At 60.5% G+C, this 21633-nt stretch carries 21 protein-coding genes; 14 read left to right on the top strand and 7 right to left on the bottom strand.

Features of this window, described 5'->3' with window-relative positions; all coding sequences use genetic code 11:
• The first annotated feature begins 6 nt into the window (after positions 1 to 6).
• The 8 genes from cobU to HP062_RS11445 all read left to right on the top strand — a co-directional run bounded on the left by cobU (position 7) and on the right by HP062_RS11445 (position 5481).
• Positions 7 to 528 carry a bifunctional adenosylcobinamide kinase/adenosylcobinamide-phosphate guanylyltransferase gene (gene cobU / locus HP062_RS11475; protein WP_077749791.1) on the top strand — a complete coding sequence of 174 codons (522 nt, stop codon included), beginning with the start codon at positions 7 to 9 and terminating at the stop codon, positions 526 to 528.
• Positions 525 to 1580, top strand: a complete 1056-nt coding sequence (gene cobT / locus HP062_RS11470) for a nicotinate-nucleotide--dimethylbenzimidazole phosphoribosyltransferase (RefSeq protein WP_102595113.1) — start codon at positions 525 to 527, stop codon at positions 1578 to 1580. The genes cobU and cobT overlap by 4 nt, the downstream gene beginning before the upstream one ends.
• Positions 1577 to 2152, top strand: a complete 576-nt coding sequence (gene cobC, locus HP062_RS11465) for an alpha-ribazole phosphatase family protein (protein WP_077749793.1) — start codon at positions 1577 to 1579, stop codon at positions 2150 to 2152. The genes cobT and cobC overlap by 4 nt, the downstream gene beginning before the upstream one ends.
• 2 nt (positions 2153 to 2154) lie before the next feature.
• Entirely contained in the window at positions 2155 to 2886 is a 732-nt protein-coding gene (locus HP062_RS11460) for an adenosylcobinamide-GDP ribazoletransferase (RefSeq protein ID WP_172791425.1), read from the top strand.
• 203 nt (positions 2887 to 3089) lie between these two features.
• Complete coding sequence (locus HP062_RS11455) at positions 3090 to 3494, top strand: MarR family winged helix-turn-helix transcriptional regulator (protein ID WP_010456776.1); 405 nt, start codon at positions 3090 to 3092, stop codon at positions 3492 to 3494.
• Positions 3495 to 3546: 52 nt separating this feature from the next.
• The gene (locus tag HP062_RS11450; RefSeq protein WP_172791424.1) at positions 3547 to 4755 is read left to right on the top strand and encodes an MFS transporter; all 1209 of its coding nucleotides are present in this window, start codon (positions 3547 to 3549) and stop codon (positions 4753 to 4755) included.
• A complete protein-coding gene (locus HP062_RS31060) occupies positions 4752 to 4874 on the top strand; it encodes a hypothetical protein (RefSeq protein ID WP_010456772.1) in 123 nt (40 codons plus the stop codon). The genes HP062_RS11450 and HP062_RS31060 overlap by 4 nt, the downstream gene beginning before the upstream one ends.
• Before the next feature lie 55 nt (positions 4875 to 4929).
• Entirely contained in the window at positions 4930 to 5481 is a 552-nt protein-coding gene (locus tag HP062_RS11445) for a glutathione peroxidase (RefSeq protein WP_010456770.1), read from the top strand.
• A gap of 90 nt (positions 5482 to 5571) precedes the next feature.
• On the opposite strand, the gene HP062_RS11440 is transcribed toward HP062_RS11445, so the two are convergent.
• The 3 genes from HP062_RS11440 to HP062_RS11430 all read right to left on the bottom strand — a co-directional run bounded on the left by HP062_RS11440 (position 5572) and on the right by HP062_RS11430 (position 7974).
• Entirely contained in the window at positions 5572 to 6843 is a 1272-nt protein-coding gene (locus HP062_RS11440) for an OmpP1/FadL family transporter (protein WP_077749796.1), read from the bottom strand.
• A 146-nt stretch (positions 6844 to 6989) separates the two neighbouring features.
• A complete protein-coding gene (locus HP062_RS11435) occupies positions 6990 to 7472 on the bottom strand; it encodes a hypothetical protein (RefSeq protein ID WP_010456766.1) in 483 nt (160 codons plus the stop codon).
• A gap of 277 nt (positions 7473 to 7749) precedes the next feature.
• A complete protein-coding gene (locus tag HP062_RS11430; protein ID WP_008031832.1) occupies positions 7750 to 7974 on the bottom strand; it encodes a hypothetical protein in 225 nt (74 codons plus the stop codon).
• 940 nt (positions 7975 to 8914) lie between these two features.
• On the opposite strand from HP062_RS11430, the gene HP062_RS11425 reads away from it, so the two are divergent.
• Together HP062_RS11425 and rmuC are read left to right on the top strand one after the other, a co-directional pair.
• Entirely contained in the window at positions 8915 to 9238 is a 324-nt protein-coding gene (locus tag HP062_RS11425) for a sel1 repeat family protein (RefSeq protein ID WP_077749798.1), read from the top strand.
• A 175-nt stretch (positions 9239 to 9413) separates the two neighbouring features.
• Positions 9414 to 10778: a DNA recombination protein RmuC gene (rmuC, locus tag HP062_RS11420; protein ID WP_169857066.1), complete on the top strand. Its 1365-nt coding sequence runs from the start codon at positions 9414 to 9416 to the stop codon at positions 10776 to 10778.
• A 137-nt stretch (positions 10779 to 10915) separates the two neighbouring features.
• Here the strand turns inward: rmuC and HP062_RS11415 are convergent, their stop codons facing one another.
• Both HP062_RS11415 and HP062_RS11410 read right to left on the bottom strand, forming a co-directional pair.
• Positions 10916 to 14386, bottom strand: a complete 3471-nt coding sequence (locus tag HP062_RS11415; RefSeq protein WP_077749800.1) for a hybrid sensor histidine kinase/response regulator — start codon at positions 14384 to 14386, stop codon at positions 10916 to 10918.
• Between the two features lie 263 nt (positions 14387 to 14649).
• Positions 14650 to 15189: a TetR/AcrR family transcriptional regulator gene (locus HP062_RS11410; RefSeq protein WP_172791423.1), complete on the bottom strand. Its 540-nt coding sequence runs from the start codon at positions 15187 to 15189 to the stop codon at positions 14650 to 14652.
• Between the two features lie 91 nt (positions 15190 to 15280).
• Between HP062_RS11410 and HP062_RS11405 the strand changes: the two genes are divergently transcribed.
• The 4 genes from HP062_RS11405 (at position 15281) to HP062_RS11390 (ending at position 20058) form a co-directional block, all read left to right on the top strand.
• Positions 15281 to 16474, top strand: coding sequence for an MFS transporter (locus HP062_RS11405; protein ID WP_010456761.1), 1194 nt, complete (start codon positions 15281 to 15283; stop codon positions 16472 to 16474).
• Between the two features lie 42 nt (positions 16475 to 16516).
• Entirely contained in the window at positions 16517 to 16828 is a 312-nt protein-coding gene (locus tag HP062_RS11400) for a cupin (protein ID WP_010456760.1), read from the top strand.
• Positions 16829 to 16932: 104 nt separating this feature from the next.
• Complete coding sequence (locus tag HP062_RS11395; RefSeq protein ID WP_172791422.1) at positions 16933 to 18084, top strand: TDT family transporter; 1152 nt, start codon at positions 16933 to 16935, stop codon at positions 18082 to 18084.
• 99 nt (positions 18085 to 18183) lie between these two features.
• Complete coding sequence (locus HP062_RS11390) at positions 18184 to 20058, top strand: MFS transporter (RefSeq protein ID WP_010456758.1); 1875 nt, start codon at positions 18184 to 18186, stop codon at positions 20056 to 20058.
• A 125-nt stretch (positions 20059 to 20183) separates the two neighbouring features.
• Here HP062_RS11390 and sugE read toward each other — a convergent pair whose 3' ends face one another.
• Positions 20184 to 20498 carry a quaternary ammonium compound efflux SMR transporter SugE gene (sugE, locus tag HP062_RS11385; protein ID WP_010456757.1) on the bottom strand — a complete coding sequence of 105 codons (315 nt, stop codon included), beginning with the start codon at positions 20496 to 20498 and terminating at the stop codon, positions 20184 to 20186.
• 119 nt (positions 20499 to 20617) lie between these two features.
• Positions 20618 to 21583: a bile acid:sodium symporter family protein gene (locus tag HP062_RS11380; protein ID WP_077749803.1), complete on the bottom strand. Its 966-nt coding sequence runs from the start codon at positions 21581 to 21583 to the stop codon at positions 20618 to 20620.
• Between the last annotated feature and the right edge of the window lie 50 nt (positions 21584 to 21633).

The raw sequence follows: 21633 nt of genomic DNA, 5'->3' as shown, positions 1-21633 counted from the left end.
TGAACCATGCTGCAACTGATCCTCGGCGGCGCCCGCTCCGGCAAAAGCCGACTGGCTGAAAAGCTTGCGTTAGACAGTCACCTCCAAGTGACTTACATCGCCACCAGCCAACCGCTGGACGGTGAAATGAACGAACGGGTCGCCCATCATCGGGCCCGTCGTCCAGCCGAATGGGCGTTGATCGAAGAGCCAATCGAACTCGCCCGCGTATTGCGCGAAAGCGCCCGCGCCGAGCGTTGCCTGCTGGTGGATTGCCTGACCCTGTGGATGACCAATCTGCTGATGCTCGACGATGCCGAACGTCTCAACGTCGAACGTGAAGCCTTGCTGGACTGCCTGGCCTCCTTGCCGGGTGAAATCATTTTTGTCAGCAACGAGACCGGAATGGGTGTCGTGCCGCTGGGCGAATTGACTCGCCGCTATGTCGATGAAGCCGGTTGGCTGCATCAAGCCCTGGCCGAGCGCTGCCAACGAGTCGTCCTGACCGTCGCCGGCCTGCCCCTGACTTTGAAAGGAACCGCGTTATGACTCAATCCTGGTGGCTGAACCCGTGCAAGCCGATCGACGCGCAAGCCGTCGAGCAGGCGCAGGCACGTCAACAGCAACTGACCAAACCCGCTGGCTCCCTTGGCCGACTGGAATCGGTGGCCGTGCAAATGGCGGGGCTGCAAGGGCAGGTCAAACCGAGTCTCGATCAGCTGTGGATTGCCATTTTTGCCGGCGATCATGGTGTGGTTGCAGAAGGCGTGTCGGCGTTCCCTCAGGAAGTCACCGGGCAAATGCTGCACAACTTCGTCAGCGGCGGTGCAGCGATCAGCGTGTTGGCGCGCCAGCTCGGGGCTTCCCTCGAAGTGGTCGACCTCGGCACGGTAACGCCGTCGTTGAATCTGCCAGGCGTGCGTCACCTCAATATCGGCGCGGGCACCGCCAATTTCGTCGAAAGCCCGGCCATGACGGCTACTCAGGGCGAACTCGCCTTGCAGGCTGGTCGCGACAGCGTGCAACGTGCGGTCGCCAATGGCGCGCAGCTGTTCATCGGCGGCGAGATGGGCATCGGCAACACCACGGCGGCCAGCGCGCTGGCCTGTGCCTTGCTCGATTGCCCGGTGGTGCATCTGGCCGGGCCGGGCACCGGTTTGAACGCGGCGGGGGTCAGCCACAAAGCCCAAGTCATCGAGCGTGCCCTGGCATTACACGGTGCTCAGCGCGGTGATGCGTTGCAAACCCTGTTCAATATCGGCGGTTTTGAGATTGCGGCGCTGGTCGGCGCGTATCTGGCGTGCGCCCAGGAGGGCGTTGCGGTGCTGGTGGACGGCTTTATCTGCAGCGTCGCCGCGTTGGTGGCGGTGCGCTTGAACCCTGGCTGCCGCGAATGGCTGTTGTTCGGCCATCGCGGTGCCGAGCCGGGTCATCGTCATGTGCTGGAAACCCTCAATGCCGAGCCGCTGTTGGATCTGGGGCTGCGTCTGGGCGAGGGCAGTGGCGCCGCGTTGGCCGTGCCGTTGCTGCGTCTGGCCTGCGATCTTCACGGGCAGATGGCAACCTTCGCCGAAGCGGCGGTGGCGGATCGTCCCGCATGACGTTGCGACTGGATCTTCTGCGCCACGGGGAAACCGAACTTGGCGGCGGTTTGCGCGGCAGCCTCGACGATGCGCTGACCGACAAGGGCTGGGCGCAGATGCGCGCGGCGGTGGTCGAGCAAGGGCCATGGGATCGGTTGATCAGTTCGCCGCTGCAACGATGTGCGCGGTTTGCGCATGAGCTCGGTGCGCAGTTGGAACTGCCTGTGCACCTGGACAAGGATCTGCAGGAGCTGCATTTCGGTGCCTGGGAAGGGCAGAGCGCGGCGGCGCTGATGGAGACTGACGCCGAGGGGTTGGGGCTGTTCTGGGCCGATCCGTATGCCTTTACGCCGCCGGAAGGTGAGCCGGTCGAGGATTTCTCAGCGCGGGTGCTGGCGGCGGTAGCGCGTCTGCACGCGGCGTATGCGGGTGAACGGATCTTGCTGATCAGTCATGGCGGTGTCATGCGTTTGTTGCTGGCTCAGGCACGTGGTTTGCCCCGTGAGCAGTTGCTGAATGTCGAGGTCGGGCATGGCTCGCTGTTTTCGTTGAGCGTCGAGTCAGGCGTCCTCCTCAAGGAAGCGATCTGACCATGCTGCCCTTCTGGATCGCCCTGCAATTTCTCAGCAGTTTGCCGATTCGTCTGCCGGGCATGCCGGCGCCTCAGGAACTGGGTCGGTCGCTGCTGTTTTATCCGCTGGTGGGGCTGCTGTTCGGCGCGCTGTTATGGGCACTGAACTGGCTGCTACTGGGCACGCCTTTGTTGCTTCACGCAGCGCTTCTGCTGAGCGCTTGGGTATTGCTCAGCGGCGCGTTGCACCTGGACGGTCTGGCCGATAGCGCCGATGCGTGGCTCGGGGGCTTCGGCGACCGCGAGCGCACGCTGACCATCATGAAAGACCCGCGCAGCGGACCGATTGCGGTGGTGACGCTGGTGTTGGTGTTGCTGCTCAAATTCGCCGCGTTGCTGGCATTGATCGAGCGGCAGCACAGTCTTTTTCTGATGATCGTTCCGCTGATTGGCCGCAGCGCGATGCTGGGATTGTTCCTGACCACGCCGTATGTGCGTGCCGGCGGGTTGGGGCAGGCGCTGGCGGATCATTTGCCGCGTTTGGCGGGTAGGCGGGTGTTGGCGGCCAGTGCGTTGGCGTGTGTACTGATCGCAGGGTTCAGTGGTGTCTGGGCGATTGTGCTGGCGGGGGGGATGTTCGTTTGGTTGCGGCAGGTGATGCTGCGGCGATTGGGCGGCACGACGGGGGATACGGCCGGGGCGATGCTGGAATTGCTGGAGATGGTGGTGCTGGTGGGATGGGCGTTGGTCTGATGGTTTGTGGGCAGGATGTGCCGGTCTCATCGCGAGCAGACTCGCTCCCACGTTGATGGCGTCTTGCATAAATTTAACGTCCACTGAAGATCCACTGTGGGAGCGAGCCTGCTCGCGAAGGCGGTCGACCAAGCACCTCGAATATTTATCAATGAACTCATCTGTAACTTGATTTAACACACTCGCGGGTATATACACGCACCATGCTCGATTCCCAATGTTTATGCATCAACCTGCGTCGCGCCGCCCGTGGCGTCAGCAGGCATTACGACGGCGCTCTCGATGGCTTCGGGATCAACGTTGCCCAGTATTCTTTGCTGTGCAATCTGCAGCGTCTGAATGAACCGAGTATTTCCACCCTGGCCGAAGCCATGGGGCTGGACCGCAGCACCCTGGGGCGCAATCTTCGGGTGCTGGAAGGTGAGGGCCTGGTGGCGCTGGTCGAGGGTGAGGACATGCGTAATCGTATTGTCCGGCTGACCGAGGCGGGCGCAGCTCGCCTGGCCGCGGCCTTGCCTGCATGGGAGGCGGCGCAGCAGCGGCTGGTCGATCGTCTGGGCGCCGAAAAACGCGAAACCTTGTTGCGACTGCTGGACGAACTGGCGTGATGCCGGTTTTTCCGATCTTAAGCGGGTATATACCCGCTACCGGAGAATAAGAATGACCTTGATGTGGCGTACATGCGGTTGGGTGTTGGTGGGGAGTGCGCTGATCCTGGCATTGTCGTTGGGCGTGCGACACGGCTTCGGGCTGTTCCTGGCACCGATGAGTGCCGAATTCGGCTGGGGGCGTGAGACGTTCGCTTTTGCCATCGCCCTGCAAAACCTGATCTGGGGTCTGGCGCAGCCGTTCACCGGCGCGCTGGCCGACCGCTTTGGCGCGGCGAAAGTGGTGTTGGTCGGCGGTGTGCTGTACGCGTTGGGCCTGGTGTTCATGGGCTTGTCCGACTCGGCGGTGACGTTGTCCCTGAGTGCGGGCCTGTTGATCGGCATCGGCCTGTCGGGCACTTCGTTCTCGGTGATCCTTGGCGTGGTCGGTCGCGCCGTGCCCCCGGAGAAACGCAGCATGGGCATGGGCCTCGCCAGCGCTGCCGGCTCTTTCGGTCAGTTCGCCATGTTGCCCGGTACGCTGGGGCTGATCGGCTGGCTGGGCTGGTCCGCGGCATTGCTGGTCCTGGGCTTGCTGGTGGCGCTGATTATCCCGCTGGTGAGCATGCTCAAGGACAAACCGCTGCCAGTGCTCGGCCATGAACAAACCCTCTCTGAAGCGCTGCGGGAAGCCTGCTCCCATTCGGGGTTCTGGCTGTTGGCGTTCGGCTTTTTTGTCTGCGGTTTCCAGGTGGTGTTCATCGGCGTGCATTTGCCGGCCTATCTGGTGGATCAGCACCTTCCGGCCACAGTGGGCACCACGGTGCTGGCGCTGATCGGGCTGTTCAATATCTTCGGCACCTACACCGCAGGATGGCTCGGCGGTCGCATGTCCAAGCCGCGCTTGCTCACCGGTCTGTACCTGCTGCGGGCGGTGGTGATTGCGCTGTTTCTGTGGGCGCCGGTGACCACGACCACCGCGTACCTGTTCGGCATGGCGATGGGCTTCCTGTGGTTGTCGACCGTGCCATTGACCAACGGCACCGTGGCGACCTTGTTTGGCGTGCGAAACCTGTCCATGCTCGGCGGGATTGTTTTCCTCTTCCACCAGCTCGGTTCGTTCCTCGGCGGCTGGTTGGGTGGCGTGGTGTATGACCGAACCGGGAGCTATGACTTGATCTGGCAAGTAGCGATTCTCTTGAGTCTGTTGGCCGCCGCCCTGAACTGGCCGGTGCGTGAGCAGCCGGTGGCGCGTCTGCAAACCCGGTTGAGTGCGATATGAACCGTCTCTGGCCGCGAGTGGCGGTGGTCGCTGTCGGTGCCTTGCTGCTGGCCTTGGCCTGGTGGGGCTGGCATCAGGGCGGATTGGCGCTGATGCAGTTGGGCATGGGCGCTTGCTAGGAACAGGCGAGGGCGAGTAACTTCGTTTGTGACCATTAATCAAGGATGCACCGACATGCTGATGCGCTGGATTGCAGTCCCCGCGTTGCTGGTGGCGTTTACCGGATTGGCACAAGCGGCCGAGTGCCCGGAGCTGTTGCAGGGCTCGTTGCCCAAGCTGCGCGCCAAGGAATCCATCGACCTGTGCCAGCGGTTTGAGGGTAAGCCGCTGGTGGTGGTCAATACCGCAAGCTTCTGTGGCTTTGCCCCACAGTTCAAAAGCCTTGAGGCTCTGAATCAGCGTTACAAGGATCAGGGGCTGGAGGTGATCGGCGTTCCGTCCAATGACTTCAAGCAGGAGTCCAAGGACGGCGCTGAGACCGCCAAGGTCTGCTACGTGAACTATGGGGTGACGTTCACCATGACCGAGCCGCAGAAAGTCCGCGGCGATGACGCGACTCACCTGTTCAAGGTCCTCGCCAAACAGACCAGCGCGCCGAAGTGGAATTTCTACAAATACGTGGTCGATCGCAAAGGCAAGGTGATCGCCAATTTCTCCAGCCTGACCAAACCCGACGATCCCGAGTTCATTGCCGCGGTGGAAAAAGCCCTCGCCTCGCAACCCTGATTGAACGCCCATGAAAAAGCCCCGCCTCTGTACAAGAGAGCGGGGCTTTTTTGATTCAGGCGGCGAGCGTTTCAGGCTCGCCGGGCTTCATCAGAAGCGGTAGGTCGCGCCTACGCCGAAACCATTCGCATAGTTTTCATACTTGGCGTTGTAGTTCTGGCCACGGTCGTTGCTGTTGGTGACCTTGACCGACTCTTCACGCAGGTACGAATACGCTACGTCGATGGTCAGGTCGTCGGTCGGGCTCCAGCCGGCGCCCACGCTGAAAATCTTGCGATCGCCCGTCGGGATGCGTGGGGAACGGTCGACGTTGTTGGTCGGCGCCTGGTCGAAGGACAGACCGGTACGCAATACCCATTGCTTGTTCAACTGGTAGGACGCGCCGATGGCGTGAGCCCAGGTGTCGTGCCAGTTCTGATCTTCGGTGATGGTCCCGAACTGACCGTTCAGGATGGCCGGAACACCTTTGTTATCGACGGTGATTTCTTTCAGGCGGCTCCAGCGCGTCCAGGTGCTGCCTGCGTACAGTGTCCACTGGTCGTCCAGCTTATGAGTCACCGAGAAGTCCACCGATTCAGGCGTAGTCAGGTCCAGCGAGGCGTCGTACTTCTGGCTTGGGTTCTGGCCGACCAGGCCCAGGACGTTGTAGTTGACCTTGGTGTCACCCTCGAGCTTGTACTTCACTTTCGAGTGGTAGGTCAGGCCGACGCGAGTGCTGTCGGTGGCTTGCACCAGAACACCGATGTTGTAGCCCAGTGCGGTGTCGTCACCTTTGATCTTGACCTTGCCGTCCGGTGCGGCCTGGGTGATCGACAGGTTCGATTCCAGGGTGCCGTCGATGCGGTTGATGGTCGGGCCGAAACCGATGGAGACCTTGTCGTTGAAGGCGTAGCTGACAGTCGGTTGCAGGGTGACGATCTTGACTTCGCTTTTGCTGCCGAAGTAACGGCCGGCGAAGCCGTTCTCGTAGTCGGTCACCAGGCCGAATGGCGCGTACATGCCGATACCGAAAGCCCAGTGGTCGTCGATTGGCTTGACGTAGTAGCCCATAGGCACGGCGATGAACGGAACCATGTCGCCGTCGTTGCTGCCGCTGTTCGGGCTGGAACTGGCGTGGCTGATGTCAGTGTGTGCGTCGAGAAATGCAGCACCGCCGGTGACTTGTTCGCGCTTGAGGCGGGACATGCCGGCAGGGTTGCCAAAAATTGTGCTTGCGTCATCGGCAGAGGAAGATCGCCCGGCAAAACCTGTACCCATCCCGCTGATGCTCTGTTCGTTGATGGCAAAGCCACTTGCGAAAATCTGGGTGGATGCCAAGGTAACAGCGAGGCTAAGTGTGGTTTTGAGCATTACTTTTTTCATTATTAGAACTCCTGGTGATCACCGGGGCGAAAATTACCAACATTTTCGTCCCAGCGCTATAGGCTGTATGGCTTGAGTTAGAGCGGTTTTGTAGGACAATCCGACCAGATTCGCGTCCCGTTGCGGGATCTTTGGAAATCGGTGGATCAGCAGGCAACCTGATTCAGGGGTGAAACACAGGTTTGCCAGGCGTAGGTGAAATCGCGCAGGCGTCCTTGAGGCTGAAAAGTCTGGCGCCAGATTCGGGCCATTCCCAGCAAGTCATCTGCGGCGGGGAGGGGAGTGTTCTGTTCTTCTACCAGCAGCCAGGCGATGGCAGTGGCGTAACGCAGGTTGACGATCAACTCCAGGTGAGGCCCGCTGAGAAAGGCATGCTGACTGGCGAGGCCGCGCACGAGGCTCGCGCGCTCAGGGTCCAATGCCAGGTAGTGATCCCAGAGGGCCTGGTGGCGGGGTTCGGCAATTCGGTACAGGCCGTGTCCACGGCGGTCATGCAGGGCGGAACCAAGGGCTGACTGGCTGGCGGCAATGCCCAGCAGAAGGGATTCGGCAGTTGCGCTATGGCGCCCGAGGTAAATCAATGTCGGACGGATCACATAACGGCACAGTTCGCTGGCAGCGATACCCATAAAGCCCTCGAAACATCAAATGGGCGGCGATACCTGAAGGGAGCGTTGGCAGCAGGTGGATCGACTCAGGCTCGCCGGAAGCGGATCAAGCCGCTTGAGTTGAAGTGTAGTGTCATATTCGCGCTGTAAAGGCCTGTTTTTAAAATATTTCCGGCTTCGAGTTATAACCGTTATATCGTTTGGAACTTAGTCGAAGGCTGCGCAATGAGAAATATCGGGCAATAAAAAGCCCCGCTTTTTGAGCAGGGCTTTTGAGGTTTTCAGTCTTTCTGGCGTATCAGGCAACCAGTGCCTGACGGGTACGCTCGATCACGGCCTGCAGCGGTTCTGCGCTGGAGTATTGATCGGGGTACAGGCGTTCGCTGTGACGAGCGATGCCGTGTTCGTTGACCAGGGTGAAGCTGAAGCAGCCTTTGCGAGCGGCCATGATCAGGCAGTTCATTGGAGCAAAAGCGTTGGTTAGGGTGCGGATTGCATCCTGAGTGTGGATTTGAGTAGTCATGATTGGGTGTTCCTACAAGCGACACGGATAAGAGCCGTGCAAAATTAAAACGTTCCAGTGACGACGACCACCATTGGTCGAACGAAGAACCCGACTGGAACAAAGCAGCCAGTTTGAAGCGCTGATAATTGGCGCGCTTGGGCTGGCAGGTAGGTACTTAGGAGGGCAGGCAACACATCAAGGGCAAAGGTTCTGGGCCCGGGGTGAAGATCCTGATCAATTTGCAGGCTGGTTCGGTCAGAGTAAGTGAGCTTCGCAACACCCTTTGCATTCGATTCAAAGGCAGTGTTGGCGCAAGGTTTACCTGGAAACCATCGAGGTGGTCGATCCCGCTTGTTCGGTAGAGGCTTCCGTTGGGAAGGCTGACCGGGAGGATTTGTTCGACCAGAATTGACTTTCAGCTTGGTACTAACGCCGCGGATAGTAACGAATTGAATGGGCGAAGGGAAGCGTTAAAGCAAAATAATTGCCACGCCCTGCTGACACGCTGGGTAATGGGCCCATTTCCGACCATTGGTCGTCGCTCGGGCAAACGCCTGGGACAAGGGTTTGCCAAGGTTATCCCCAGAAAATGCCTACAAAACGCTCCGAAAAAACGCATCGATATAACTGCCGCGAAGGTACTTGTGCACATAAGTTGCGCAGACTGTAACCGGACTGTCATCCACGCCACGACCCCAGTGGGTGCCTGTATTGAAAATTTAAGTCAATGAAAAACATCGCTTTTTTTTACTGGTGAAAAAATCGTCAGTTTGACTGCGAGCCCCATTCCACAGGGCTTTGCGCGAGTTCAAGGGCGGTTGTCCACTGAGTTATCCACAGCTTCTGTGGATTGTCCCGAGCGCTTGCTCTAGGACGGGCGTGCCGGGTTTTTTTAGGCTTTACCTGTAAGAAAAAAAGAGTAGAGTGGCGCGCCTTCCGATCTGCCCCACAGTGCTTTATGAAGTTTCGCTCCGTATCAGTTTCTGCTACCTCAACACCTCCCAGTGTTACCCCTCCCAAACGCTTTTCGATGCGCGTGGCGGAGTGGCTGCTCGATAGCCCGCGCCTGGGTGAAAATACCAACGTCAAACATTTCGCCGGACGCTTGCTCAAACAGCCTGCCCGTGAAGGCGTGGTGGCCGCGCAAAGTCGTCTCGGCCAGCTGATGTGCCGCGAATGCGGCAATGCCCGCGATCGCCGCATTGGCCAGGATCTGTTGCGCCAGGCGGCGCGGGCAGGGGACCGGCGTGCTCAACAGGAACTGGGCCTGGTCGAAGACTGAGCTGTCCAAGTCCTGACGCCTTGGTTACCCTTCAAGCTTTATCTCATCGGCAGGAGTCGCTATGGCTATGGACTTGACCAGCATTTTGCTGGGTCTGGCGGGTGCCGCACTGCCCTTGCTGGTACTGGCCTGGCAAATCCAGCGTCGGGCGAGCGTGGGGCAAGCCGAGGTGGCTTTGCTGGAAGAGCGTCTGGCCATGTCGCTACTGGCGCAGGACGGCTTGAACGCTCAGCTCGAAGCCTGCCGCGATGAAATCGGTGATCTTGGCCAGGCCAACGCCGCCAAGCAGGCAGAGCTGGCCGCCATGCGCCGCGAAATCGAACTGCTACAGATAGAGCGCGACGATGCCCGCGATGCGGCTCACGCCTGGAACATCGAGCGCGCCGGCAAAGAAGCCGAACTGCGGCGTCTGGACTCTCAAGCGGCCTCGCTCCAGGCCGAGCTGCGTGAGCAGCAGGACAGCCATCAACAACGCCTCAACGACCTGCAAGGCTCGCGTGACGAGCTGCGAGCGCAATTCGCCGAACTGGCGGGCAAGATCTTCGACGAGCGCGAGCAGCGTTTCGCCGAAACCAGCCAGCAGCGCCTGGGCCAGTTGCTCGATCCTTTGAAAGAACGCATTCAGTCTTTCGAAAAGCGCGTTGAGGAAAGCTATCAGGCCGAGGCCCGTGAACGGTTTTCCCTGGCCAAAGAGCTGGAACGCCTGCAGCAACTGAACCTGCGCCTGAGCGACGAAGCCACCAACCTCACTCGTGCGTTGAAAGGGCAGAAAACCCAAGGCAACTGGGGCGAGTTGATTCTTGAGCGCGTGCTTGAACACGCCGGGCTGGAAAAGGGTCGTGAGTACCAGACTCAGGTCACTCTCAAGGGGCCGGACGGTGAGCGTTTCCAGCCGGACGTGATCATTTATCTTCCGGGCGACAAGCAGGTGGTGGTCGATTCCAAGGTCAGCCTCACGGCCTATCAGCAATACGTGTCGGCCGACGACGATGCCATCGGCCAGATCGCCATCAAGCAGCACGTGCTGTCGCTGCGCAATCACGTCAAAGGCCTGTCAGGTAAGGATTACAAGCGACTCGACGGCTTGCACAGCCTGGATTTCGTCTTGCTTTTCGTGCCGATCGAAGCGGCGTTCTCCGCTGCGTTGCAGGCTGAGCCGACGCTGTTCCAGGAAGCCTTCGACCGCAACATCGTCATCGTCAGTCCGACCACGTTGCTGGCGACCCTGCGGGTCATCGACAGCCTGTGGAAGCAAGAGCGCCAGAGCCAGAACGCCCGGGAAATTGCCGAGCGCGCCGGGTGGCTGTACGACAAGTTCGTGTTGTTCATCCAGGACCTGGATGAAGTCGGCAATCGCTTGCAGCAACTGGACAAGGCCTACAGCTCTGCGCGCAACAAGCTGACAGAAGGGCGCGGCAACCTGGTCAGTCGCAGTGAGCAGTTGAAGCTGCTGGGAGCGCGCGCCAGCAAGAGCTTGCCGGCTGATCTGCTGGAGCGAGCGATGACCGACGTCGATGGCTTGGCCGAGTTGCCTGAATAGCTGAAAGCATCGCAAGCAGGCTCGCCCCCACAGGGTTTTGTATGTTCACTCGATGTAGGCAACAACACCGATCCACCGTGGGAGCGAGCCTGCTCGCGAAGGCGTCGGTTCAATCACTACGGGATTAAAACCCGCCCTTACAACGGCAAATGCCGGCTCAACAACGCCCGCAACGCCGCCGGTTTCACCGGTTTGGCCAAGTACTCCAGGCCCGCCGCATGCACCTGGGCCACCGTCTCCGGCCGGCCATCGGCACTGATCACCACTCCCGGCACCGGCTCACCCAGTTGGGTGCGCAACCACGCCATCAACTCGGTCCCGGTCTCGCCATGGTCCAGGTGGTAATCCACCAGCGCCAATTGCGGGCGTACACCGTCCTTCAGCAGCGCTGCACATTCGTCGCGGTTGCGTGCGGTCCAGACCTGGCAACCCCAGCGTGTCAGCAGGCTGTTCATGCCGATCAGGATGCTGTCTTCGTTATCGATACACAGCACCTGCGCGCCGCTCAGCACATGGCCATTGAGCTCGCTGACCTGGGTTGGCGCGACGACTTGAGCCCGCGCCAGCGGTACGCTGACGCTGAACACGCTGCCGCGCCCCGGCCAGGACCTTACGCGCAAAGTGTGACCCAAAACGCGACACAGCCCGTCGGCAATCGCCAGCCCCAGTCCCAGGCCTTTCTCGGCGCGCGTCTGGTGGCTGTCGAGGCGTTTGAATTCTTCGAAAATCACTAGCTGCTTGTCTTCAGGGATTCCCGGTCCACGGTCCCACACCTCCAGGCACAACTCGCCCTTGCGCCGCCGGACGCCGAGCAGCACGGGCCCCTTGGCGTAGCGGAACGCGTTGGTCAGGAAATTCTGCAGGATCCGACGCAGCAGTTTGATGTCGCTGTCGATCCGTAATGTGCTGCCCCGAACACGGAATTTCAGCCCTTGTTCCTGAGCCAGTGCCTTGAACTCGGCACCGAGCGCATCGAACAACTCGTTGAGCACGAAGGGTTTGGGGTCCGGGTTGATCTTGCCGTTCTCCAAGCGGGAAATGTCCAGAAGATCGCTGATCAGGTCCTCGGCCGAGCGCAACGAGCTGTCGAGGTGATGCACCAGTTTCTGCGCCTCGCTGGACAGACCGTCCTCTTGATGGGAAAGGGCGGCGGAGAACAGGCGTGCGGCATTCAGCGGTTGCATCAAGTCATGGCTGACCGCCGCCAGAAAGCGGGTTTTCGACTGGTTGGCCGATTCGGCGGTGCCCTTGGCTTCGGTCAAGGCCACGTTCAGTTGGGACAGTTCGTGGGTCCGCGCGGTGACCCGCTGCTCCAGGCCTTCGTTGGCTTCGGTCAGCGCCTGCTCGGCCTCACGGAACGCGGTGATGTCCGTGAAACTCATGACGAAACCGCCGCCGGGCATCGGGTTGCCGATCAGCTCGATCACACGTCCGTTGGGAAACAGTCTTTCAGAGGTGTGGGCGCGGCCCTGACGCATCCAGTGCAGGCGGCGGGCGACGTGCACTTCGGCTTCACCGGGGCCGCACAGTCCGCGCTCGGCGTTGTAGCGAATGATGTCGGCAATCGGGCGGCCAAGCCTGATCAGCCCGTCGGGGTAATTGAACAGTTCCAGATAACGCCGGTTCCAGGCCACCAGTTTCAGCGACTGGTCGACCACGCTGATGCCTTGGGTGATGTTTTCGATGGCGCCTTGCAACAGGGCGCGGTTGAACTGCAACACTTCCGAGGCTTCGTCGGCGATCCGCACGACATCCTCCAGTTGCATTTCACGACCTTCGATGGCGGCCTTGACTACCGCACGCGTCGAAGAAGCGCCGAGTACACCCGCCAGCAAGCGTTCGGTGTGGGCGATCCATTCACCGTCGGCGTTCTGGTTCGGGTTGAAGCCTTTGCCTTGGCGGTAGGCAAAACGGATGAAGCTCTGCCGCGCCCGTTCTTCACCGACGAAGCGTGCGGCCAGTTGCAGCAAGTCGTCGATCTGCACTGCGAGCATCGAGCGGGCGCTGGGGCGCGCGCTGATTTCCTGACCGATGAAACGACCGGCCTGCCAGTGCTCCGACACCCTCGTGCGTGACAGCACCGACACCCAGGCGAACAGCGTGAAGTTGGCCGCCAGCGACAGTACGACGCCTTGGGTCAGCGGGGTGAGCGGCAGGTTCAGCGGGTTGCTGTGCAACCAGGCCAGCCCCGGGAAACTGTTCAAGGACAAACCGAGGCTATGGGCCGCGATCGGCAGAATCAGGGTGTAGAACCAGAGGAATGTCCCGGCGGCGAGACCGGCGAACACGCCCCGGCGGTTAGCCTGTTTCCAGTACAGCGCGCCGAGCATGGCCGGGGCCAGTTGGGTCACGGCAGCGAAGGCGATCTGGCCGATGGTCGCCAGGCTCGCTGTGGAGCCGAGCAGGCGATAACTGACGTAAGCCAGCAAAAGAATCACCACGATGCTGACCCGGCGCACCGACAGCATCCACTGGCGGAACACTTCGAACGGTCGCTCGGCGTTGTTTCGGCGCAGCAGCCACGGCAGCAACATGTCGTTGGAAACCATGGTCGACAGCGCCACGCTGGCGACAATCACCATGCCGGTCGCCGCCGAGGCGCCACCGATAAAGGCCAGCATCGCCAGAGCCGGATGGGCTTGGGCCAGTGGCAGGCTGATGACGAAAGAGTCCGGGAGGACCGAGCTGGGCAGCAGCATCTGGCCGGCGAGGGCGATAGGCACGACAAACAGCGCTGCCAGCGCCAGGTAGGCAGGGAACACCCATTTCGCCAGGCGCAAATCCTGAGGGTCGATGTTTTCCACCACCGTCACGTGGAACTGCCGGGGCAGGCAGATGATCGCCATCATGGCCACGCCGGTCTGCACCACCATCGACGGCCAGTTGATGGTTTCCTTCCAGTACGCCTCCAGGCGCGGGGCGAGCATGGCCTGGTTGAACAGGTCGTCGAATCCGTCGTACAGGCCATAAGTCACGAACGCGCCGACCGCGAGAAACGCGAACAGCTTGACCAGCGATTCAAAGGCAATCGCCAGCACCATGCCACGGTGGTGTTCCGTGGCGTCGAGGTTGCGGGTACCGAAGACAATGGTGAACAGCGCCAGCACCAGCGACACGATCAGCGCCGTGTCCTGGGCGCGGGTGCCCATGGCGTCGGCACCGGCGCCGATCAGCAGGTTCACCCCGAGGACGATGCCCTTGAGTTGCAGTGCAATGTAGGGCAACACGCCCACCAGGCAGATCAGCGCCACCACCACCGCCAGCGATTGGGATTTGCCATAGCGGGCGGCAATGAAGTCGGCGATGGAGGTGATGTTCTCCTGCTTGCTGATCATCACCATTTTTTGCAGGACCCACGGCGCGCAGACCAGCAGCAGGATCGGCCCGAGGTAGATTGGCAGGAATGACCAGAGTTGCTCGGCGGCCTGGCCGACGGCGCCAAAGAAGGTCCAGCTGGTGCAATAGACCGCCAGCGACAGGCTGTATACCCAGGCGCGCACTCGCGGCGGCAACGGTGTGCTGCGACGGTCGCCGTAAAAGGCGATGGCGAACATGATGGCCATATAGGCCAGGGCGACGGCGGCGATCAGCCCGCTGGACAGCGACATGGGAACTCCCGACAAAAGACACCCGGGACTCCCGCCCGGTCAGACAGTCTCGCACGATGGCCGGGGATAGTCAGTGTCGACCAAGGTCGTGGCGTGGTGGGGTGTCGCAGGGTGTTTGTCAGTTGGATTTTTAGTGTTTGTGCTGGCCTCTTCGCGGGCAGCCTCGCTCCTACAGGTTATGTGTCGTTTACATAATCTGCGAACGACAAAAAAGCCTGTAGGAGCGTGAGATGCGGCGAACCGATTTGCCCGCGAAAGCGGCCTCACTGATTCAAAGCAATCTCGATCAACTGATGCAACTCCTCAACCTCCAGCGCCGCCGCTGAAAACAGGATACGAAACACCGTCGGTGCCGCCACCAGGTTGATCAATCGATCAACACTCGGCTTCGGCTGATTCGGGTAACGATCCAGAATCGTCTGCAACTGCCCGCCAATGATCGTCGTGCAATAGACCGGTGTGAGGCTGCATTGCACGTCGCGAAGCATGTTGCGGCCAGGCTCGGAACTCATCTCGTCCAGGTATTGCTCGGCCCAGGCTCGCACGTCACCGCGCAGACTGCCGGTATTGGCGGGTTCGCTGTCGGGTTGCGTGCGCGCCAGCGCGACGTCTGCCAGCAACACCGACAAATCGCCCCAGCGCCGATAAATGGTCGACGGCGTCACTCCCGCGCGCGCAGCAATTTGCGGGACGGTCACGGTCGAGCGGTCCTGCTCTTCAAGCAGAGCGCGGACAGCCGAATGAATCGACTCTTGCACCCGGGCGCTTCGACCGCCCGGGCGTAAACCTTCTTTAATAGCCATACGGCGGACCTTAACACAAAGAATTTGCTTTAAGCGCGGGCCAGTAGCACACTCCGCAAAAGCAACAAATTAGCTTTTGCGGAGTGTGCGCATGTCCAGCTCGATATCAAACCGTTCCAGCCTGTGGTTCCTGGCGATCACTTTACTGAGTTTTCTCGCCGCTTCCACTGCACCAACGCCCCTGTACCACTTGTATCAGGAACACCTGCAATTTTCGGCGGCGACCCTGACCCTGATCTTCGGCGTCTACGCCATCAGCTTGCTCGCTGCGCTGCTCACCGTCGGTTCGCTCTCGGATTACCTGGGACGCAAACCGGTGATTTTCACCGCTGTGGCGCTGAACATGCTGGCCATGCTGCTTTTTATCAATGCCGACAGCGTCGCCTGGTTGATCAGTGCCCGGGTGCTTCAGGGTTTTGCTACCGGGATGGCCACGGCTGCGTTGGGCGCCGCGCTGCTCGACACGGATCGCCAGCAAGGTCCGCTGATCAATAGCGTCGCGCCGCTGCTCGGTATGGCGTTAGGTGCCATGGGTTGTGGTTTGTTGGCCGAGTTTGCGCCGCTGCCACTGCAATTGACTTTCTGGGTGCTGCTCGCGATGTTCGGGTTGCAGGCGCTGTACGTCTGGCGTCTGCCGGAAAGCGTCAGTGCGCAACGTGGCGCGTTGGCGTCGCTGCGCCCGACCCTGCATGTGCCCATCCAGGCAAGGCGTGCGTTGTGGCTGGTGTTGCCGATCAACACCGCCGCCTGGGCGCTCGGCGGTTTTTACGCGTCCCTCGCTCCATCCCTTGTGCGGACGGCCACCGGATCGACTTCCAATCTGATTGGCGGTGCGACAGTCGCCGTGCTGACCGTCACCGGCGCGCTGATGATCTACACCTTGCGCAGTCGCCCGGCCGACAAAGTCTTGCGGGTCGGCGCGAGCATTCTGCCCGTCGGTGTGGCGCTGATTTTACTGGCGGTTCACAGCGCCAGCCTGCCGTTGTTTTTCATCGGGACGCTGGTCGCCGGTTGCGGTTTTGGCGCGAGTTTCCTCGGCGCGTTGCGCAGTGTCGTGCCGCTAGCCTTGCCTCATGAACGGGCCGGGTTGATGTCGGCGTTTTATGTGCTCAGTTATCTGGCGTTCTGCCTGCCGTCGTTGCTGGCGGGGAATCTGACGCGGGCTTTTGGGCTGGTGACCACGACTGATGGTTATGGCGCGGTGCTGATTATCCTGGCGGTCAGTGCTCTGCCCGCGTTGATGCGTCAACAGCCTGCCAAAGTCTGTGGCGCCGATGCTCGATGACCGCTAGCCTTGGCGTCGCCACCCATTTCAACGGACCACCCGATGAAGATCATCCGCAGCAAATCCTTCACTGCTGACCGCGCCTGGGGCGCCTTGGATATCGCCAACATGAACGGCATCACCACCCGTTTGCACTGGACCGATCAGCCGTATAAATGGCACGTCAACGATGGGCAGGAAGTGTTCGTCGTGCTCGATGGCCAAGTGCAGATGCGCTATCGCGAAGACGGCGTTGAAAAGGACACGCTGCTCGACATCGGCGACATTTTCTACGCCTCGGTGGGCACCGAACACGTTGCCCATCCACAAGGTGCGGCGCGGATCCTGGTGATCGAGACGGAAGGTAGCGTCTGACGCATATCTACAAAACAGATAACTGTTAGAGATATTACCCGTTATATAGATATTCGATTCGGATCTACCATGGATTCCACCTCACAAGAGGAGAGGAATTCACCATGACATGCCCCAACAGCAGCACCCTCGGTTCAAGACCGTTCAGCCATTTGCAGCATCCGCTTGAGGCGATTCGCCAATTCACGCCCAACTGGTTCGCCGCGACCATGGGCACGGGCGTGCTGGCATTGGCACTGGCGCAATTGCCCGTCGCCATTCCTGGACTGAACGCGGTGGCCGAAGGTCTCTGGCTGCTCAATATCTGCTTGTTCGTATTATTCACCGCCGCGTACACGGCACGCTGGGTGCTGTTCTTCGATGAGGCTCGGCGGATCTTCGGTCACTCCACGGTCTCGATGTTCTTCGGCACCATCCCCATGGGGTTGGCGACCATCATCAATGGCTTCCTGGTGTTCGGCTTGCCGCGCTGGGGCGATGGAGTGATTCATGTCGCCGAGGTGCTGTGGTGGCTTGATGTGGTCATGTCGCTGGCCTGCGGTGTGCTGATTCCCTACATGATGTTCACCCGTCAGGAGCACAGCATCGACCAGATGACAGCGGTCTGGCTGTTGCCTGTGGTCGCGGCGGAAGTGGCGGCCGCCAGTGGGGGCCTGTTGGCACCGCACTTGACCGATGTCCATTCGCAACTGGTGGTGCTGACAACCAGCTACGTGCTGTGGGCCTTTTCCCTGCCGGTGGCGTTCAGCATTCTGACGATTCTGTTGCTGCGCATGGCGCTGCATAAACTGCCGCACGAAAACATGGCCGCCTCCAGCTGGCTGGCGCTGGGGCCGATCGGCACCGGGGCGTTGGGCATGTTGCTGCTGGGCGCCGATGCGCCGGCCATCTTTGCGGCCAACGGCCTGCCGGGCATCGGTGAAATTGCAGCCGGGTTGGGCCTGGTGGCCGGGATCACGCTGTGGGGCTTCGGCTTCTGGTGGATGCTGATGGCGGTGCTGATCACCGTGCGTTACCTGCGCGACGGTATCCCGTTCAACCTGGGCTGGTGGGGCTTCACCTTCCCGCTGGGCGTCTATTCTCTGACGACGTTGAAACTGGGCAGCACCTTGAACCTGGCGTTTTTCAATGTCTTTGGCTGCGTGCTGGTGGCGATGCTGGCGGTGATGTGGCTGATTGTCTCCAAACGCACAGTGCAGGGCGCGTGGCGGGGTGAGTTGTTTGTCTCGCCGTGCATTGCAGGATTAAAGAAATAAGCCGCAAAGATTAGGTAATGTGTGGCCTGGATCGACGTTCGACATTCCAATAGCAAATCGCCAAGCCACTCTTTACCCAATCTCAGGGACCCATGGAAGATGAGCCACCCCTCACAGTTCACCTTGCTTCGCACCCGGCGCTTCCTGCCGTTCTTTGTCACGCAGTCCCTCGGGGCGTTCAACGACAACATCTTCAAGCAGTCGTTGATCCTCGCCATTCTGTACAAGCTGACCATCGACGGTGACCGTTCGATCTGGGTCAACCTGTGCGCGTTGCTGTTTATCCTGCCGTTCTTTCTGTTCTCGGCGCTGGCCGGCCAGTTCGGGGAAAAGTTCGCCAAGGACGCGCTGATTCGACTGATCAAGCTCGGGGAAATCGCCATCATGGCGGTCGGCGCCGTGGGTTTCCTGTTCGATCACCTGTCGCTGATGCTGGTGGCGCTGTTTGCCATGGGCACGCACTCGGCGCTGTTCGGGCCGGTGAAATATTCGATCCTGCCCCAGGCCCTGCGTGAAGAAGAGTTGGTGGGCGGCAACGGGCTGGTGGAAATGGGCACGTTCCTGGCGATCCTCGCCGGGACTATCGGCGCCGGGATCATGATGTCGTCCAGTCATTACGCGCCCATCGTGTCCACCGCGATCATCGCTGTCGCGGTGCTCGGCTACCTGGCCAGTCGCAGCATTCCCCGGGCAGCGGCCTCGTCGCCGCAAATGCGCCTGAACTGGAACATCTTCAGCCAATCCTGGGCCACCTTGAAACTGGGCCTGGGGCAGACGCCTGCGGTATCGCGTTCCATCGTCGGCAACTCGTGGTTCTGGTTTGTCGGGGCGATTTATCTGACGCAGATCCCGGCCTATGCCAAGGAATGGATGCACGGCGACGAGACCGTGGTGACGCTGATTCTGACGGTGTTCTCGGTGGGCATCGCCCTCGGTTCGATGCTCTGCGAGAAGCTCTCCGGACGCAAAGTCGAGATTGGCCTGGTGCCGTTCGGCTCGTTTGGCCTGACGGTCTTTGGCTTGCTGCTGTGGTGGCATTCCGGCGGTATCCCAGACAGCGTTGCCGGCCACGGCTGGATCGAAATCCTTGGTTTTGGTCACGCCTGGCTGGTGCTGATCGACATTCTGGGCCTGGGGATTTTCGGCGGTTTCTACATTGTGCCGCTGTATGCGCTGATTCAGTCGCGCACCCCCGAAAACGAGCGGGCGCGGGTGATTGCCGCCAACAACATTCTCAACGCACTGTTCATGGTGGTGTCGGCGATTGTCTCGATCGTGCTCCTGAGCATGGTCGAGCTGTCGATTCCGCAGCTGTTTCTGGTGGTGTCGCTGCTGAACATCGGCGTCAACGCCTACATCTTCAGCATCGTGCCTGAGTTCACCATGCGTTTCCTGATCTGGCTGCTCAGCCATTCGATGTACCGCGTGGAGCATCGAAATCTCGATTTGATCCCGGATGAAGGCGCGGCATTACTGGTCTGCAACCATGTTTCGTTTGTGGATGCGTTGCTGATTGGCGGTGCGGTGCGTCGGCCGATTCGCTTTGTCATGTACTACAAGATCTACAACCTGCCGGTGCTGAACTTTATCTTTCGCACGGCGGGGACGATTCCGATTGCGGGGCGCCAGGAAGACATTCAAATCTACGAAAAAGCCTTCACGCGTATCGCTCAATACCTGAAGGACGGTGAACTGGTGTGCATCTTCCCGGAAGGCAAGTTGACCGCTGACGGGGAGATGAGTGAGTTCAAGGGCGGGCTGGTGCGCATTCTCGAAGAGACGCCGGTGCCGGTGATTCCACTGGCGTTGCAAGGGTTGTGGGGGAGTTTCTTCAGCCGCGACCCGGGCAAGGGCTTGTTTCGTCGGTTGTGGTCGCGGGTGACGTTGGTGGCGGGGCCGGCGGTGGCGGTTGAGGCGGCGGAGCCGGCGACGTTGCAGGCGATGGTCGGGGATTTGCGTGGGGCCGTTAGATAGTCGGTGACTGTGAGGGCCTCTTCGCGGGCAAGCCTCGCTCCTGCGGGGTTTGCGGCATATCCATCATTCGGGATGCGCCAGAAACCCTGCAGGAAAGAGGCTCGCCCGCGAAGGCGATCTAAAGGTCAGGCGCTGACCTTCAGCCCAATCAACCCGGCAATAATCAACGCCACACTGGCCAGCCTGAACAGCGCCATGGATTCACCAAACAAAATGATCCCGGCGATCACCGTGCCCACCGCACCCACACCGGTCCAGATCGCATAGGCCGTGCCCAGCGGCAATTCCTTCATGGCAAGGCCCAGCAAGCCAAGGCTGATCGCCATGGCGGCAACGGTCAATGCGGTGGGGAGAGGGCGGCTGAAACCGTCGGTGTATTTCAGGCCGACGGCCCAGCCGACTTCGAACAGGCCGGCGAAAAACAGAATGATCCAGGACATGAAAGACCTCCATCGATTGACGGGGTCGTCCCCAGATTAATGACTCGATCGAGCCGCGAGGTCGTCCTCGCGTTGCGCCATAGAGTGCCCATCATTAACCCAGGGATCAAGTTTTCGGATTACTCGGCCGCTTGCTGAACCGCGGTTTCCCGGTCTTGTTTTTCGCTCATGCGACGGAAATACGTCGAGAGCAACGCCCCCGAAATGTTGTGCCAGACGCTGAACAACGCACTAGGCACCGCCGCCAGTGGCGAGAAGTGCGCACTGGCCAACGCAGCACCGAGGCCGGAGTTCTGCATGCCGACTTCCAGTGCCAGGGATTTGCGTTGGGCCAGCGGCAACTTGAACAGGCGCCCGGTGAAGTAACCCAGCAGATAACCGAAGCTGTTGTGCAACATCACCACGGCCATGATCAGCAGGCCGGACTCGGCAATCTTCGCCTGGCTGGCGGCCACCACGGCGGTGACGATGATCACGATGCTCACCACCGAAATCAGCGGCAATACTTCCACCGCATGACGCACCCGGCTGCCTAGCAAACGCTGGGCAACCACACCCAGCACGATCGGCAACAGCACCACTTGCAGGATCGACCAGAACAGCTCCATGAAGGACACCGGCAGCCACGCCGAGGCCAGCAGCCAGATCAGCGCCGGCGTCAGCAGCGGAGCGAGGAGGGTGGTGACGGCGGCGATGGCCACCGACAGTGCCAGGTCACCGCGTGCCAGCCAGGTCATCACGTTCGACGAGGTGCCGCTTGGGCAGCAGCCGACCAGGATCACGCCGACGGCGATTTCCGGTGGCAGGTGAAACGCCTGGCAGAGCAACCACGCCACGCCGGGCATGATCACGAAATGTGCAACCACGCCCAGCGCCACGCGCCACGGATGGCGAGCGACTTCGGCGAAGTCTTCGAGTTTGAGTGTCAGGCCCATGCCGAACATCACCAGGCCCAGCAGCGGCACGATCGCGCCTTTCAGGCCGATAAACCACGTCGGCTGCAAGAACGCCACGACCGCGAAAATCAGTACCCAGTAAGCGAAGGTGTTGCCGACAAAACGACTCAATGCAGCGAGGGCGCGCATGGCCTGATCCTTATTATTAAGTAACACCACAAAAACCAATGTGGGAGCGA

This window comes from Pseudomonas sp. B14-6 (genome assembly GCF_013260315.1).
GTDB lineage: Bacteria > Pseudomonadota > Gammaproteobacteria > Pseudomonadales > Pseudomonadaceae > Aquipseudomonas > Aquipseudomonas mandelii.
This window is presented reverse-complemented; position numbering and strand designations above follow the sequence as displayed.

Coding starts and splice junctions, on each gene's coding strand:
- HP062_RS11390 (WP_010456758.1), top strand. CDS start 18,184: ATGAGCCACCCCTCACAGTTCACCTTGCTTCGCACCCGGCGCTTCCTG.
- HP062_RS11395 (WP_172791422.1), top strand. CDS start 16,933: ATGACATGCCCCAACAGCAGCACCCTCGGTTCAAGACCGTTCAGCCAT.
- HP062_RS11430 (WP_008031832.1), bottom strand. CDS start 7,974: ATGACTACTCAAATCCACACTCAGGATGCAATCCGCACCCTAACCAAC.
- HP062_RS11460 (WP_172791425.1), top strand. CDS start 2,155: ATGCTGCCCTTCTGGATCGCCCTGCAATTTCTCAGCAGTTTGCCGATT.
- HP062_RS11455 (WP_010456776.1), top strand. CDS start 3,090: ATGCTCGATTCCCAATGTTTATGCATCAACCTGCGTCGCGCCGCCCGT.
- HP062_RS11440 (WP_077749796.1), bottom strand. CDS start 6,843: ATGAAAAAAGTAATGCTCAAAACCACACTTAGCCTCGCTGTTACCTTG.
- HP062_RS31060 (WP_010456772.1), top strand. CDS start 4,752: ATGAACCGTCTCTGGCCGCGAGTGGCGGTGGTCGCTGTCGGTGCCTTG.
- HP062_RS11425 (WP_077749798.1), top strand. CDS start 8,915: ATGAAGTTTCGCTCCGTATCAGTTTCTGCTACCTCAACACCTCCCAGT.
- HP062_RS11435 (WP_010456766.1), bottom strand. CDS start 7,472: ATGGGTATCGCTGCCAGCGAACTGTGCCGTTATGTGATCCGTCCGACA.
- HP062_RS11450 (WP_172791424.1), top strand. CDS start 3,547: ATGACCTTGATGTGGCGTACATGCGGTTGGGTGTTGGTGGGGAGTGCG.
- cobC (WP_077749793.1), top strand. CDS start 1,577: ATGACGTTGCGACTGGATCTTCTGCGCCACGGGGAAACCGAACTTGGC.
- HP062_RS11380 (WP_077749803.1), bottom strand. CDS start 21,583: ATGCGCGCCCTCGCTGCATTGAGTCGTTTTGTCGGCAACACCTTCGCT.
- HP062_RS11405 (WP_010456761.1), top strand. CDS start 15,281: ATGTCCAGCTCGATATCAAACCGTTCCAGCCTGTGGTTCCTGGCGATC.
- sugE (WP_010456757.1), bottom strand. CDS start 20,498: ATGTCCTGGATCATTCTGTTTTTCGCCGGCCTGTTCGAAGTCGGCTGG.
- HP062_RS11415 (WP_077749800.1), bottom strand. CDS start 14,386: ATGTCGCTGTCCAGCGGGCTGATCGCCGCCGTCGCCCTGGCCTATATG.
- cobU (WP_077749791.1), top strand. CDS start 7: ATGCTGCAACTGATCCTCGGCGGCGCCCGCTCCGGCAAAAGCCGACTG.
- HP062_RS11400 (WP_010456760.1), top strand. CDS start 16,517: ATGAAGATCATCCGCAGCAAATCCTTCACTGCTGACCGCGCCTGGGGC.
- HP062_RS11410 (WP_172791423.1), bottom strand. CDS start 15,189: ATGGCTATTAAAGAAGGTTTACGCCCGGGCGGTCGAAGCGCCCGGGTG.
- HP062_RS11445 (WP_010456770.1), top strand. CDS start 4,930: ATGCTGATGCGCTGGATTGCAGTCCCCGCGTTGCTGGTGGCGTTTACC.
- cobT (WP_102595113.1), top strand. CDS start 525: ATGACTCAATCCTGGTGGCTGAACCCGTGCAAGCCGATCGACGCGCAA.